Source organism: Catenuloplanes japonicus (assembly GCF_000717135.1).
GTDB lineage: Bacteria > Actinomycetota > Actinomycetes > Mycobacteriales > Micromonosporaceae > Catenuloplanes > Catenuloplanes japonicus.
Window position 1 is genome coordinate 56463 of the sequence record NZ_JNXY01000016.1, and the last position, 13406, is coordinate 69868.

Annotated in this window: 11 protein-coding genes and 2 pseudogenes; 4 read left to right on the top strand and 9 right to left on the bottom strand. The window is 72.5% G+C overall.

Annotated features, from left to right (window positions below; genetic code table 11):
• Nucleotides 1-199: 199 nt before the first annotated feature.
• Entirely contained in the window at nucleotides 200-1939 is a 1740-nt protein-coding gene (locus OP04_RS22200; protein ID WP_085066671.1) for a CocE/NonD family hydrolase, read from the top strand.
• Nucleotides 1940-2469: 530 nt separating this feature from the next.
• Here the strand turns inward: OP04_RS22200 and OP04_RS56700 are convergent.
• Together OP04_RS56700 and OP04_RS22210 are read right to left on the bottom strand one after the other, a co-directional pair.
• Nucleotides 2470-3120: pseudogene (locus OP04_RS56700) on the bottom strand (formylglycine-generating enzyme family protein); the annotation flags it as partial.
• Between the two features lie 26 nt (nucleotides 3121-3146).
• Nucleotides 3147-4091 (bottom strand): asparaginase, encoded by a 945-nt coding sequence (locus tag OP04_RS22210; protein ID WP_033341920.1) that lies wholly within the window; start codon nucleotides 4089-4091, stop codon nucleotides 3147-3149.
• A gap of 156 nt (nucleotides 4092-4247) precedes the next feature.
• Here OP04_RS22210 and OP04_RS22215 point away from each other — a divergent pair, with 156 nt between their 5' ends.
• Nucleotides 4248-5621 carry a glycoside hydrolase family 43 protein gene (locus OP04_RS22215; protein ID WP_033341717.1) on the top strand — a complete coding sequence of 458 codons (1374 nt, stop codon included), beginning with the start codon at nucleotides 4248-4250 and terminating at the stop codon, nucleotides 5619-5621.
• A 58-nt stretch (nucleotides 5622-5679) separates the two neighbouring features.
• On the top strand, nucleotides 5680-7008 hold the full coding sequence (locus OP04_RS22220; protein ID WP_033341718.1) for a DUF6351 family protein: 1329 nt from the start codon (nucleotides 5680-5682) through the stop codon (nucleotides 7006-7008).
• Nucleotides 7009-7031: 23 nt separating this feature from the next.
• Here OP04_RS22220 and OP04_RS22225 read toward each other — a convergent pair whose 3' ends face one another.
• Nucleotides 7032-7754: an SDR family oxidoreductase gene (locus tag OP04_RS22225; RefSeq protein WP_033341921.1), complete on the bottom strand. Its 723-nt coding sequence runs from the start codon at nucleotides 7752-7754 to the stop codon at nucleotides 7032-7034.
• Nucleotides 7755-7804: 50 nt separating this feature from the next.
• Between OP04_RS22225 and OP04_RS22230 the strand changes: the two genes are divergently transcribed.
• Nucleotides 7805-8545 (top strand): IclR family transcriptional regulator, encoded by a 741-nt coding sequence (locus OP04_RS22230; protein ID WP_157240178.1) that lies wholly within the window; start codon nucleotides 7805-7807, stop codon nucleotides 8543-8545.
• Nucleotides 8546-8702: 157 nt separating this feature from the next.
• Here the strand turns inward: OP04_RS22230 and OP04_RS51920 are convergent.
• From OP04_RS51920 to OP04_RS22255, 6 genes and pseudogenes are all read right to left on the bottom strand, one after another.
• Nucleotides 8703-8990, bottom strand: a pseudogene (locus tag OP04_RS51920) (S8 family serine peptidase); the annotation flags it as partial.
• A gap of 4 nt (nucleotides 8991-8994) precedes the next feature.
• Nucleotides 8995-9492, bottom strand: a complete 498-nt coding sequence (locus OP04_RS22235) for a GNAT family N-acetyltransferase (RefSeq protein WP_033341719.1) — start codon at nucleotides 9490-9492, stop codon at nucleotides 8995-8997.
• A gap of 75 nt (nucleotides 9493-9567) precedes the next feature.
• Entirely contained in the window at nucleotides 9568-10557 is a 990-nt protein-coding gene (locus tag OP04_RS22240; protein ID WP_033341720.1) for a Gfo/Idh/MocA family oxidoreductase, read from the bottom strand.
• The gene (locus tag OP04_RS22245; protein WP_033341721.1) at nucleotides 10554-11708 is read right to left on the bottom strand and encodes a Gfo/Idh/MocA family protein; all 1155 of its coding nucleotides are present in this window, start codon (nucleotides 11706-11708) and stop codon (nucleotides 10554-10556) included. Before OP04_RS22245 ends, OP04_RS22240 begins: the two co-directional genes overlap by 4 nt.
• A complete protein-coding gene (locus OP04_RS22250; protein WP_033341722.1) occupies nucleotides 11705-12568 on the bottom strand; it encodes a TIM barrel protein in 864 nt (287 codons plus the stop codon). Before OP04_RS22250 ends, OP04_RS22245 begins: the two co-directional genes overlap by 4 nt.
• A gap of 20 nt (nucleotides 12569-12588) precedes the next feature.
• Entirely contained in the window at nucleotides 12589-13404 is an 816-nt protein-coding gene (locus tag OP04_RS22255) for an ATP-binding cassette domain-containing protein (protein WP_033341723.1), read from the bottom strand.
• Between the last annotated feature and the right edge of the window lie 2 nt (nucleotides 13405-13406).

The window sequence follows — 13406 nt, forward strand, 5'->3', positions numbered from 1 at the left end:
ACGCGCGAACGCCCCCTTGACGGGGCATATCGGCACCGTGAACGGGCGTCACCGCGGATGCCATCATGACGACGGAGTGCGATCTCGCGGCCACAACGTGGCGCGGCTCACCCCGGCGGCACCCGGGCGGTCCACCGGCGGCGCGAAAAATCGCTAGCGTGCACCCATCGAGATATCTCCCTTCATGGGTGGAGGACGCATGCTTCGTACCGCCATCGCCGCTCTTCTGGTTGTGACAGCGGTCGCGGCCGGAACCCCGGCGCACGCGGCCGGCGGCCGCACGACCATCGTCGTCAAGGACGGGGCCACGCAGCCGGTGTTCGACTACGCCGCCGCGCTCAACGAGGACGTCTGGGTGGAGGCGCCGCTGGACACCGACCACGACGGCGTCCGGGACCGGGTCCACCTCAACATCACCCGGCCCGGCGAGACCGAGACCGCGGGCCTGAAGGTGGCCTCGCTGATCATGCCCACGCCGTACGGCGGCACAGCACCGGACGTGCCCTATCCGAGCGTCGACGTGGACCACCTGCCGCAGGAGGGCGTGCACAGCGCGTCGAAGGCGGCCCTCGCCGCCGACCGCGCGCTGACCAGCCTCAACACCTCGCCGAAGGCCGCGGTCAGCACCTGGGAGTACTACACCACCCGCGGCTACGCCATGATCGCGATGGACAGCCTCGGCACCTCGACCTCGACCGGCTGCCCGGACGCCGGCGGCCGCGACGAGCAGATCTCCACCCGCGCCGTGGTCGACTGGCTGGACGGTAAGGGCCGGGCGTTCGACGCGGACGGCAACGTCGTCTCCGCGCGCTGGTCGGCCCGGAGCGTCGGCATGTACGGCGTCTCCTACAACGGCACGCTCCCGATCATGGCCGCGATCACCGGCCGCTCCGCGCTCCGGACCATCATCCCGATGTCCGCGGTCACCAGCTGGTACGACTACTACCGCGCGAACGGCCTGGTCGTGGCGCCCGGCGGCTGGCAGGGCGAGGATCTGGACATCATGGCGAAGTACGTGCTGTCCCGGGCGAACCCGGAGGCCTGCGCGCCGAACATGGCCTACCTGGAGCAGGCGCAGGGCCGCGACACCGGCGACTACTCCGCGGTCTGGGCCGCGCGCGACTACACCGCGCAGGCACACAAGATCAAGGCCAGCGTGTTCGTGATCCAGGGCCTCGCGGACTGGAACGTCAAGCCCAAGCAGGGCACGCAGCTCTGGGACGCGCTCGGCGTGGAGAAGAAACTCTGGCTCTACAACCGCGGCCACGGCTCCTCGTGCGCGCCGGAGTTCGCGCCCGCCATGCACCGCTGGGTCGATCACTACCTCTACCGCGTGGACAGCGGCATCGAGGACGAGGCGCCGGTCACGCTGGAGAACTCGGCCTGCACCGTCACGGAGAACACCACGGCCTGGCCGGTGCCGGGCACGCGTCAGGTCACACTGCCGCTGGCCACCGGGAAGCCGCGCACGGACACGTTCACCGACAACGGCCGCACCCAGACCGCGGCCCAGCTGCTGAACGCGCCGGCCAACCGCCTCGCGTACCCGCTGCCGCCGTTGACCCGTGACACCCGGCTCAGCGGCACCGCGTGGATCACCGCGGACGTCAGCGCCGACCGCACCGCCGCGAACCTGACCGCGCTGCTGGTCGACCACGCGCCGGACGGCACCGCGACCATCCTCACCCGCGGCTGGACCGACCCGCAGAACCGCCGATCGCTGTCGCACTCCGAGCCGCTCACGCCGGACCGGACCTACCGCCTCCGCTGGAACTTCGAGCCGGTCGACCGCACCCTCCCCGCCGGCCACCGTCTCGACGTCGTGATCATCTCCACCGACTACGACTACACGCTCCGCCCGCTGCCCGGCACCGAGATCTCGGTCCGCCCGGTCAGCAGCACCATCCAGCTCCCGGTGGTCGGCCGCACCGCACTGTGAACCGGGGTCCGGCCGGCCGTGGCCGCGGCCGGCCGGGACCCGCGCCGGAATACCGGTCACCCGGAAGCGCATTGCCGGTCCGGTGCTACCGGAATAGCGTTCGCGGTATGACCAAGAAGCTGAGCATCAGCGTCCCCGACGATGTCGCGGAGACGCTCGCGACCCAGCCGAACGCGTCCGCGTTCGTCGCGGAGGCGGTCCGCGCCCACCGGGTCCGGCTCGCCACGCACGGTGTGGTCACCAGGGCCGGCTACGCCGTGACCGAGGACGGGGTGGAGCGCATGCGCGCTCGCCTCGACGCGCTCCGCCCCGCCGATCAACGCACCCAGGCGGCGCGCCTGCGGGTCCCGCTGGCGACCTACGAGGCGGCGACGGCCCGTGCCGAGACCGAGAACGTGCTCGATCTGGCCGCTGACTGAACGGTCAGGCAGCGACGCCTTCGGCGTCTCGGGAGCTGCATGTCCCGCTTCCAGCGTGGTCCCGTTCCGCGCGCTCCCGCGGCCTCGGATCCGTGGGTGGCCGGGCAGACCCGGTCGGGCGTTGCGGGCCACGCGGAAGCCGACGTCGTCGAGCGTGAGGCTGGGGTGGGAGCGGCGGCGGACGGAGGCGCGGCAGCTCCAGTGCTCGTCGAACCAGCCGCCGCCGCGCAGCACGCGGTAGCCGCCGTAGACGGTGGCGTCGTAGATGTCCCAGCACCAGTCCCAGGCGTTGCCGAGCATGTCGTGGAAGCCCCAGGCGTTCGGCGCCTTGCGGCCGGCCACCCGCAGCCGCTCGCCGGAGTTGTCGCGGTACCAGGCGACCTCGTCGAGCGGGCCGTAGCGCGGGCCGCTGGTGCCGGCGCGGCACGCGTACTCCCACTCGGCCTCGGACGGCAGCCGGTAGCCGGAGGCGGCACGGTCCCAGGTGACGGCCTGGTCCGCGACGGCGTAGACCGGGTCGAGGCCGTCGCGGGCGGAGAGCGCGTTGCAGAACAGCACCGTGTCCCACCAGGTCACGTCCGTGACCGGCTGGAGGTCGTCGCCGCCGCCGACCGGGCACCGGCCGATGATCTCCTCGTAGAGGCCACGGGTGACCGGCAGCGCGGCGAGCCGGAACGATGCCACCTCGACCGGCCAGCTGGTCCGCGTGCGGCGGTCGGAGAGCGTCACCTGCCCGGCGGGTACGGCGATCAGAGTGTCCACGCCGGAATCCTAGTGCCCGGTTGTTACTACCAGGTCGCTCGCAATTCACCGACCGTTTCACCGGCGCCCAGCACGGGCGACGGCGGCGCGGTCCAGGAGACGCCCAGCGTGCCGAGCGCGGCGGAGAGGACCGCCGGGATCGCGCGGTGGTTCCCGTCGTCGATCTTCAGCGCGATCGCGCCGGCGCCCGGCACCGCGACCGCGGCGAAGCCCTCCGCGCCGCCCTTGGCCAGCAGCCCCGGGACCTGCGTCATGAGCAGCGTGTCCGGCGCGCCCGCGCCCGCGACCATGCCGGGGTGGGCGCGCATCGCGTCCGCCACCTGGCGCTCGAACGAGCCGGGCGCGGCGTGCACCAGCCGCAGGAACGCCTGCGCGACGCCGGTCAGCGAGAACGCGAGCACGGGCGCGCCGCAGCCGTCCACACCGACCGCGGCGACCGGCTCGCCGGTCAGCTCCTCCGCGGTGGCACGCAGCTGGCGTTGCAGCGGATGGGCCGGCTCCCAGTAGCCGTCCGTGGTCCAGCCGGCGGCCTGGCAGGTGAGCAGCATGCCGGTGTGCTTGCCGGAGCAGTTCATCCGGGTACGCGTCGGCGCCTGCCCGGCCCGCAGCGCCTCCTCGCGCGGGGTCGGGCCGAGCGGCAGGTCCGGCGGGCAGTGCAGGTCCGCGCCGCCGAAGCCGTGCGCGTCGAGCAGTTCCTCGACGCGGTTGACGTGCACGTCCTCGCCCCAGTGGCTGGCGCAGACCAGCGCGAGGTCGGCGTCGTCGAGCCGCAGGCCGGAGCGCAGCATGCCGACGCCCTGCAGCGGCTTGTTCGACGAGCGCGGGAAGACCGGGCCCCGGCCGTCGCCGCGGACCGCCACCGGGGCGCCGCCGGCGTCGAGCACGACGACCGATCCACGGTGCACGCTCTCGGCGAAGCCGGACCGTACGACCTCGGCCAGCACGGCCCCGCCCCGATATCCATCCCGCATGATCCACACGCTACCGCCGTTGATCAGCGGGCGCATCGTACCCATGAAGGCATTGATGACCTTGACTTTATTGGGTATGTCGCCCAGGATGGTCCGAAACTCGACGGAAACATGCACGGCCCCATTTTGTGAGCGCTCACATGGAGAGGTTCGCACATGAAACGCCGCACCCTGCTGACAGCCGGAGGCGCCGCAGCCGCCGGCGCCCTGATACAGCCCGGACCGGCCGCCGCGGCCACCTACACCGGGTACGCGATGGCGTACTTCACCGAGTCGCCGAACATGACCGCGGCCAGCTACCACGTGCACCTGGCGGTCAGCGCGGACGGGCTCAACTGGACGCCGCTGAACCAGAACCGGCCGGTGGCCACGCCGACGCTGGGCAGCACCGGGCTGCGCGACCCGTTCATCCTGCGCAAACAGGACGGCACGTTCACGGTGCTGGCGACGGACCTGAAGGGCACGGACTGGGCGTACCAGAGCCAGTACCTGCACGTCTGGGACTCGGCCGACCTGCGCAGCTTCACCGGGTACCGGCTGCTCAAGGTGCACTCGCTGGCCACGCACGCGTGGGCGCCGGAAGCGGTGTGGGACCCGGCGCGCGGGCAGTACGCGATCGTCTACTCCGCGGTGAACTCGTCCGGCCACAACGTACTGATGGTCAGCCACACCACGGACTTCCGCACCGCGACCAGCGGCGTCGTCTTCTACGACCCGGGCTACGACGCGATCGACGGCAACTTCGTGACCGTCAACGGCGTGAACTACATGTACTACAAGAACAACACCAACAGCACGCTGCTCGGCACGCGGTCCAGCAGCTTCAACCCGGGCAGCTTCGGCGTCTACACCGGCGCGATCACGCCGGGCCGGGGCGTGGAGGCGCCGCAGATCGTCAAGTCGAACACGGCGAACACCTGGCACATGTGGGGCGACACCTGGAGCCCGAACGGGCGCTTCTTCGCCTGGCAGACCTCGGACGTGGCGGGCGGCGCGTGGTCGCTGCTCAACGACCGTCTCTACACGCAGCCGCTCAACTCGAAGCACCTGGGCATCACGCCGATCACCGCAGCTGAGATGTCCGGATTAATCGCGACTTATGGTGTTCCGGCGTGGAACCGGATCAAGAGCTACAACTACCCCGACCGGTACGTCCGGCACGCGAACAACGTGGCCCGGATCGACGTGTATCCGTTCGACCCCTATCAGGATCAGCAGTGGACGCTGGTCGCCGGCCTGGCCGACTCCGCGGGCGTGTCGTTCCGGTCGGTCAACTTCCCGTCGATGTATCTGCGGCACTACAACTACGCGCTGGTGCTGGCGACCGACGACGGCACCGGCACGTTCGACGCGGACGCCACGTTCTACCGGGCGGCCGGATTCGCGGACTCGTCGTGGACGTCGTTCCGCTCCTACAACAATCCGGACCGGTACATCCGGCACAGCGGGTACGTGCTGCGGATCGACCCGATCACGTCGAGCTCGTCCACGGCGGACAAACAGGACGCCACGTTCCGCATCGGGTACTAGGCCGGCTACCTCTGCGGAGGGACGCTTCCGCCGGAAGGTTGTCCATAACGTCCGGGCCATGAAGAGAAACCTCTGGATGCCGGCCATCGCCGTGGGCCTGTCCGTCGCGGTGCTGGCCGGCGCGCTCGGCCTCAGGAACGTCGTCGTGCCCTCCGCGGCCTGCCCCCCTGACCTCGCGGGGAAGGTCACCTGCTACACCGGCCACGACGCCGGCGGCTACTACATGATGGCCGTGCCCGAGAACTGGAACCGGTCGCTGGTCGTCTACAGCCACGGCGGCCCGGACGCCGAGCTCGACGAGGAGAGCGTCGCCGAGGACCTGGCCGAGTGGTCGGTCATGGTCGAGCAGGGCTACGCCTGGGCCGGCTCCTCCTACCGGCGCGGCGGCTACGGCGTGCGGATGGCCGCGGAGGACACCGAGTCGGTGCGGAAGCGCTTCACCGACCGGTTCGGCCAGCCGGACCGGACCTACCTGCACGGCCAGTCCTGGGGTGGCAACGTCGCCGCCAAGGCCGCCGAGACCTACCCCGACTCCTTCGACGGCCTGCTGCTGACCAGCGGGAACGTGGCCGGCGGCACGCGCGCCTACAACCACCGGGTGGACCTGCGCGCGGTCTACCAGTACTACTGCAACGCCCTGCCGCGGACCCCGCAGTGGCAGGTCCCGCTCACGCTCGAGGAGCTGAACGCCGGGCTGCAGGCGTGCACCGGCATCGACTCCTCCACCCGCACGCCCGGCCAGCAGCGCAACCTCGACGACATCCTCGCGGTGACCGGGCTCTCCGCGGAGTCGCTGCCCACGCACCTGGCGTACGCCGCGTTCCTCTTCCAGGACATCGTGTGGAACCGGCTGGACGGCCGCAGCCCGTTCAGCAACGAGGGCGTCGAGTACCACGGCTCGCACGACGACGCCGCACTCAACGCCGGGGTGGAGCGGTACACGGCCGACCCGACCGCGGTGCGGGACCTGTCCTACGACAGCGACCTGACCGGGCGGATCGCGATCCCGGTCCTCACGCTGCACGCGATCGGCGACCCGTCGGTCTTCGTGGAGAGCCAGCACGCGTTCAAGGCCACGCTGACCGCGGCCGGGCACGGCGGCAACCTGGTGCAGACGTTCACCACCGAGGAGGAGCACAACGAGCTGAACAGCGCCGGGTACGCGGCGGCGATCGCCGCGCTGGACGGCTGGGTGCGGACCGGGGTCACACCGACGCCGCAGACGGTGGCGGACTCCTGCCCGGAGTGCCCGTTCGACCCGGCGTTCACGCCGGGGCCGCTCGAGTCACGGATCGCGCCCAGGGCCGGGGGAACGGTGTGGCCGGCCATGAGCGCGGCGCAGGAGAGCGAGTGGAGCACGCTCCCGCGCGTGGGCATCGCAGGCTGACCCGCGGGGCGGCGGCCTGCTCGTCAGCGGCCGCCGGACACGTCGATCGTGGTCGCCGTGATGTAGGCGGCGGCCGGCGACAGCAGCCAGGCGATCGCGCGGGCCACGTCCTCCGGCGTGCCCGCGCGCCCCAGCGGCAGACCCGGACCCACGCGTCTCGCCCGGTCCGGGTCGCCGCCGGACGCGTGGATCTCCGTGTCGATGACGCCCGGCCGCACGCCCACCACGCGAATCCCGCGCGGCGCCAGCTCCAGCCCGAGCCCGCGCGTGATCGCGTCGACCGCCGCCTTGCTGGCCGCGTAGTCCACGTACTCCCCCGGTGCGCCCAGCACCGCGGCACGCGACGACAGGTTGACGATCACGCCGCCCTCGCCCATCCGCGCGATCCCGGCCCGGCAGCACTCCGCCAGCCCGATCACGTTGACGCCGAGCACCCGCGCCCACCGCGCCGCGTCGATCCCGGCGAACCCGCCCTGCCGCTCCAGGACCGCCGCGTTGTTCACCAGCCCGGTCAGCTCACCCAGCTCGTCCGCGGCCTCGAACAGCGCCGCCGGCTCCACCACGTCGCAGGCCACCGCGCGCACCGGGCTCTCCGGCCGGTCCAGCTCCGCCACGATCGCCCGCGCCCGCTCATGATCACCCCGATACCCCAGCACCAGCGCGCGCCCCGGCGCCCCCGCCAGCTCCCGCGCCACCGCCGCCCCGATCCCCCGCGTCCCACCGGTGATCACGCATACCTCTGCCACCCCGCGACCGTACGGCCGGAGCTGCGGATTCACGATGCGAAAATCACTGAGTGAGTCAGCCGCAAACCATGATCGGCCGGGTGACCGCGATCCTCGACGCGGTCGCCGCCCACCCGCGCCTCACCCGCCGGGAGCTGGCCGACACCACCGGCCTGCCACAGGCCACCTGCAACCGCATCGTCACCCGGCTGCTCACCGCACGCCTGCTCACCGACGACGACGGCCTGCGGCTCGGGCTGCGCCTCTTCGAGCTCGGCACCCAGGCCGCCCGCCCGCTGCTGGACGCGGCCGCGCCGTACCTGCGCGATCTGCACACCACGTTCGGCTGGACCGCGCAGCTCGCCACGCTCGACGGCGACGACGTCATCTACCTGCTGAAGGTCGACGGTCACGCCCGCCCGCGCCTCGCCACCCGGGTGGCCGGCCGGTTCCCGCCGCACTGCACCGGCGCCGGCAAGGCCCTGCTCGCGTTCACCCCGCCCGAGCTGGCCGACCCGCTGCTCGCCCGCCTGCCCCTGACCTCGCGGACGCCCGCCACGATCACCGCGCCCGCCGCACTGCAGGCCGACCTCCGCGCCACCCGCCGCCGCGGCTACGCCGTCGACCGCGAGGAGTTCCAGCCCGGCATGACCGGCGTCGCCGTCCCCCTGCGCCCCGCCGGCCGCCTCGTCGCCGCCCTGACGCTCGCCGCCCCCACCCCCGCCTTCCACATCCCCCGCGCCGCCCACGCGCTGCGCACCCTCGCCCCGCTCATCGAGTCCCGCCTCGCCCCGCCCCCTCCCCTTCTGTAACCCGTTCGCCCTCGTACCCCTCCCCTTTTGTCAAGGCGCCACCCCTCGGACCCGCGGATCGGGAAGGGCCCTTCCCGCCGGGAAGAGCCCTTCCGTCCTCACTACCGGTAGCGGTACGCGCGGATCACCGTCTGCGTGGTCTCGGCGCCGTTGGCGCCGCCCCCTGCTCGACGGCGGCCCACTCCATGCCCGCGAGGATCACCGAGTCGGGACAGCCCATCTGCGCGCAGACCTTGCCGGACAGCACGGTCGCGCCCGGAGCCACGCCGCGGTACCGCCCGGCCGAGGCCGCGCCGGTGCCGGCGATCGTGGAGGCGACGTGCGTGCCGTGCCCGGCCCGGTCGCCGCCCGGCCCGCCCGTGAAGACGCGCTCGGTGACGCGGCCGGCCAGGTCCGGGTGGGTCGCGTCGACGATCGACGGTCGTACCGCCGAGGAGGTTGTCGTCCTGTCAGGACAAGGTGCGTTGCATGAAGAGCGTGCCGAGCCAGCGGTCGTGCTTGAAGCCGACGTCCGCGAGCCGGCCCGCGTCGGTGAAGCCGTGCCGACGGTGCAGCGCGACCGACGCGTCGCCGCCGGGGTCGGAGATCACGGCGATCACCTGCCGGATCCCGGCCGTGGCGCACGCGTCGAGCAGCCCGCCGAGCAGCAGCGAGCCGAGCCCGCGGCCGGCCGCGGCCGGGTCCAGGTAGATCGTGTCCTCGACCGTGAACCGGTACGCGGACTTGGACCGCCACGGACCCGCATAGGCGTAGCCGGCGACCCGGCCCTCGTCCTCCACCACCAGGAACGGCAGGCCGCGCCCGGTCAGGTCCGCGTGCTTGTCCGCCCAGAAGCCCGCGCCCGGCACGGTCTCCTCGAACGTGGCGACGCTGTCCGTGACGTAGTGCGCGTAGATCGCGGCGATCGCGTCCAGGTCGGCGGCGAGGGCGGGGCGGACGATCGGCATGGCGCGACCCTAACGGATCACGGCCGCCCCGATCGGAAGGACCGGGACGGCCGTGAGCGACGCCTCAAAAAAGGCTCAGTGGTAGAGCTTCGGCACCGGCGGCAGCGAGACCTGCTGCGACGTGCCGGTCTCCAGCGCGCGCACGCAGGCCTGGGCCACGAACGTGGCGGCGAACCCGTCCCACGCACTCGCGGCGTTGCCGGCACCGTCCACCCAGTCCTGCAGCTCCAGCCGGTACGCCTCCGCGAAGCGCGGACGCCAGTCGGACGGCAGCGCCCGCCCGTCGACGCCGGCGCGGCGCAGCACCGTGGGCGGCGGCCCGTCCAGCGTGACGGTGCCGACCTCCCCGACCAGCTCCGCGCGCACGTCGTAGCCGTAGCGGGCGTTGACGAACACCTCGACGTCCGCGACCATGCCGGACGCGGTGCGCAGCAGCAGGATCTGCGGGTCGGGCGTACCCCCGCCGAGGCTGGTGGCGCGCGGCGCGTGCACGGAGACCTCGACGATCTCCTCGTCGAAGAGCCAGCGGGTGATGTCCAGCTCGTGCACGGCGGAGTTGGTGATCACGGCCGGACCGGGCAGACCGGGCACGGCGGCCGGGTTGCGGTGCACGCAGTGCAGGATCAGCGGCGCGCCGATCTCGCCGAGCTGCAGCACGCGCTTCATCTGCGCGTATCCGGGGTCGAAGCGGCGCATGAACCCGACCGAGACCAGCCGGACGCCCGCGGCGGACTCGGCGTCGAGGATGCGCGTGCACGCCTCCACGGTCGGGGCCAGCGGCTTCTCGCAGAGCACCGGCTTGCCGGCCGTGATGGCGGCCTGCACGTACTCCTCGTGCGTGTCGTCCGAGGACGCGACCAGCACGGCGTCGATGTCGTCGTCGACGATCAGCTCGTACGGGTTGCCGAACACGCGCGCGCCGCCGCTGGCCATCGCCACCTCGGCGGCGCGGACCGGGTCGAGGTCGAAGACGCCGGCCACGACCGCACCGGAGACCGAGGTGGTGAGCAGCCGCGCGTGGTCGGCCCCCATGATGCCGGTGCCGATGATGCCGACGCGCTTCACAGCGAGACCCACTTTCCGGTACGAACGGACTCCGACATCGCGTCCAGCGCGTCCGCGGCGGCGACCGCGTCCGCGAGCGTGGGGCCGTGCGGCTTCCCGGTCGCGATGGAGGTGAGGAAACCGGCCGCCTCGATGACCTTCAGGTCGTCGTACCCCATCGGGATGCCGGCGCCGGGCTGGAACGCGCGCAGGTCGCCGTGGCCGCCGGTGGCGTACACCGTGCGGTAGCTCTGGTCCTGGTAGTCCGCGCCGGTGCTGACCCGCAGCTCGCCCATGCGCCGGAGGTCCCAGGACAGCGCGCCGGTGGTGCCGTGGATCTCGACGCCGTAGGTGTTCTGCTCGCCGACCGCGACGCGGCTGGCCTCCAGCACCGCGCGGGCGCCGGAGGAGAACCGCAGCAGCGCGGAGAGGTAGTCCTCGTTCTCCACGTCGCCGGGCGGGCCGTCCGCGCGGGAGAAGTGGCTGCCCGCGCCGGTGACCGTCGGTCGCGCCGGGATGATCACGGAGGTGTCCGCGACCAGCGCCGCAATCGGGCCGAGCAGGTAGCGGCCGAGGTCGACCGCGTGCGAGCCGAGGTCGCCGAGCACGCCGTTGCCGCCGGCCTCGCGGGTGAAGCGCCAGGACAGCCCGCCGTCCGGGTGGGCGGCGTAGTCGCTGAAGAACCGGATGCGCGCGTTCGTCACGGTGCCGATCGCGCCGGACGCGATCAGCTCTCGGGCGTGCGCGACCGCGGGCGCGGCCCGGTAGTTGAAGCCGACCGTGCTCTGCACGCCCGCGGCCTCGGCGGCCTCGAAGACCGCGCGGGTGTCGGCCGCGCCCACGCCGACCGGCTTCTCGATCCACAGGTGCTTGCCGGCCCGGACCACGGCCTCGCCGATCTCCCGGTGCAGGAAGTTCGGCGCGGTGACGCTGATCGCGCCGATCCGCTCGTCCGCGACCAGCTCGCGCCAGTCCTCGGACGAGCCGGCGAAGCCGTACTGCGCGGCGGCGGCCGAGGCCCGGCCCGGTGCCGGGTCGGCGACCGACACGAGCGTGGGGATCAGCGGAAGGTGCGGGTAGTGGTGGCGGACGCGCTGGTAGGAGCGGGCGTGAACCTCGCCCATCCAGCCGAAGCCGACAACACCGACGCCGATCGGGTCGGGCGCGGTCACACGTTCTCCTTCAGATAGCTCACGCTGCGGCGTACGTCACCGACCGGGCCCTCGCCCGGCGGCGGCGCGTCGTGCAGCGCGCAGTCCTGTTCCATGACGTACCAGCCGCGGTACCCGGCGGCCTCCAGGCTCCGGATTATGCCGGGGATGTCGAGGTCACCGTCGCCGAGCGGCCGGTAGAGCCCGGCGCGCACCGCGTCGATGTAGGCCAGGCCCCGGCCCGCGACCGAGGTGTCCACGTCCTTGAGGTGGACGTGCGCGATCCGGTCGCCGGCCAGCGCGATCAGCTCCTCCGGCCGCATGCCGCCGAGCAGCAGGTGGCCGGTGTCCAGACAGATCGGGACGTCGCTGCCGTCGAGCAGCCGCAGCACGGCCTCGCGGCTCTCGATCGCGGTGCCGACGTGCGGGTGCAGCGTCGGCAGGAGGCCACGCTCGCGCGCCAGGTCCTGCAGCGTCGCGAGCGTGGTGAACAGCGTGGCCCACTCGGCCTCCGTGAGGGAGACCGCGTGGTCGTAGCTGCCGTCGGTCGAGCGGGCGGCGAGGACGACCACGGTGGCGCCGGCCGCGGCCAGCGTGTCCATCGCGGCCACGGCCTCGTCCAGGTCGGCGGCGGTGGCGACGTGCATCGGCACCGGCAGGAACCCGCCGATCAGCCGCAGTCCGTTGCGGGACAACAGCTCCCGCACCTCCGTGGGCTCCTTGCCGAGATAGCCGGTCGGCCCGAGCTCGGTGGCCTCCAGGCCGAGGCCGCTCATCTCGCTCAGCACCCGGTCCGCGGGCAGCTCCAGGCCCCAGCCCGGGGCCTCGCACACACCCCAGGAGATCGGCGCTCCACCGATCCGCCCCGCCAAACCGCTCATGACGTTGCCTCCTCCTGCAATTACGGCGTCGCCGTCTTCTCACCGGTGGACGGGTCACGTTCCAGCTCGTGGGCCAGCTCCTCCAGCTCGGCGCCACCGGCCATCAGCCGGGTCAGCTCCGCCAGCGAGATCTCGGACTTCGCCAGGTCGCCCAGGCTCTTTCCGCGGTTCAAGAGCAGAAAACGATCACCGATGGGGTACGCGTGGTGCGGGTTGTGGGTGATGAAGATGACCCCCAGCCCCTTGTCCCGCGCGGCCGCGATGTAGCGCAGCACCACGCCCGCCTGCTTCACGCCGAGCGCCGAGGTGGGCTCGTCCAGGATGAGCAGGCGCGCGCCGAAGTGCACCGCGCGTGCGATGGCCACGGACTGCCGCTCGCCGCCGGAGAGCGTGCCGACCGGCTGGTCCGGGTCGCGGATGTCGATGCCCATGTCGCCCAGCTCGCGCCGGGTGGTCTCGAGCGCGCGCTGCCGGTCGAACCGCCGGAACGGTCCCCACCCCTTCGTCGGCTCGGAGCCGAGGAAGAAGTTCCGCCAGATCGCCATCAGCGGGACCATCGCCAGGTCCTGGTAGACCGTGGCGATGCCGGCGTCCAGCGCCGCGCGCGGGTTGCCGAGCTGCACCGGCTTGCCGTCCATCAGCAGCTCGCCGCCGTCCGGCCGGTGCACGCCCGACAGGATCTTGATGAGCGTGGACTTGCCGGCGCCGTTGTCGCCGAGCACGCAGGTGACCTCGCCGGCCCGGACCGTGGTGGAGACGCCGGACAGCGAGATCACGCTGCCGAACGTCTTGGTCAGCTCGCGAATCTCCAGCAGCGGAGGCTTTTCGGAAGACATGG

Coding starts and splice junctions, on each gene's coding strand:
- OP04_RS22200 (WP_085066671.1), top strand. CDS start 200: ATGCTTCGTACCGCCATCGCCGCTCTTCTGGTTGTGACAGCGGTCGCG.
- OP04_RS22210 (WP_033341920.1), bottom strand. CDS start 4,091: ATGCGGGATGGATATCGGGGCGGGGCCGTGCTGGCCGAGGTCGTACGG.
- OP04_RS22215 (WP_033341717.1), top strand. CDS start 4,248: ATGAAACGCCGCACCCTGCTGACAGCCGGAGGCGCCGCAGCCGCCGGC.
- OP04_RS22220 (WP_033341718.1), top strand. CDS start 5,680: ATGAAGAGAAACCTCTGGATGCCGGCCATCGCCGTGGGCCTGTCCGTC.
- OP04_RS22235 (WP_033341719.1), bottom strand. CDS start 9,492: ATGCCGATCGTCCGCCCCGCCCTCGCCGCCGACCTGGACGCGATCGCC.
- OP04_RS22250 (WP_033341722.1), bottom strand. CDS start 12,568: ATGAGCGGTTTGGCGGGGCGGATCGGTGGAGCGCCGATCTCCTGGGGT.
- OP04_RS22255 (WP_033341723.1), bottom strand. CDS start 13,404: ATGTCTTCCGAAAAGCCTCCGCTGCTGGAGATTCGCGAGCTGACCAAG.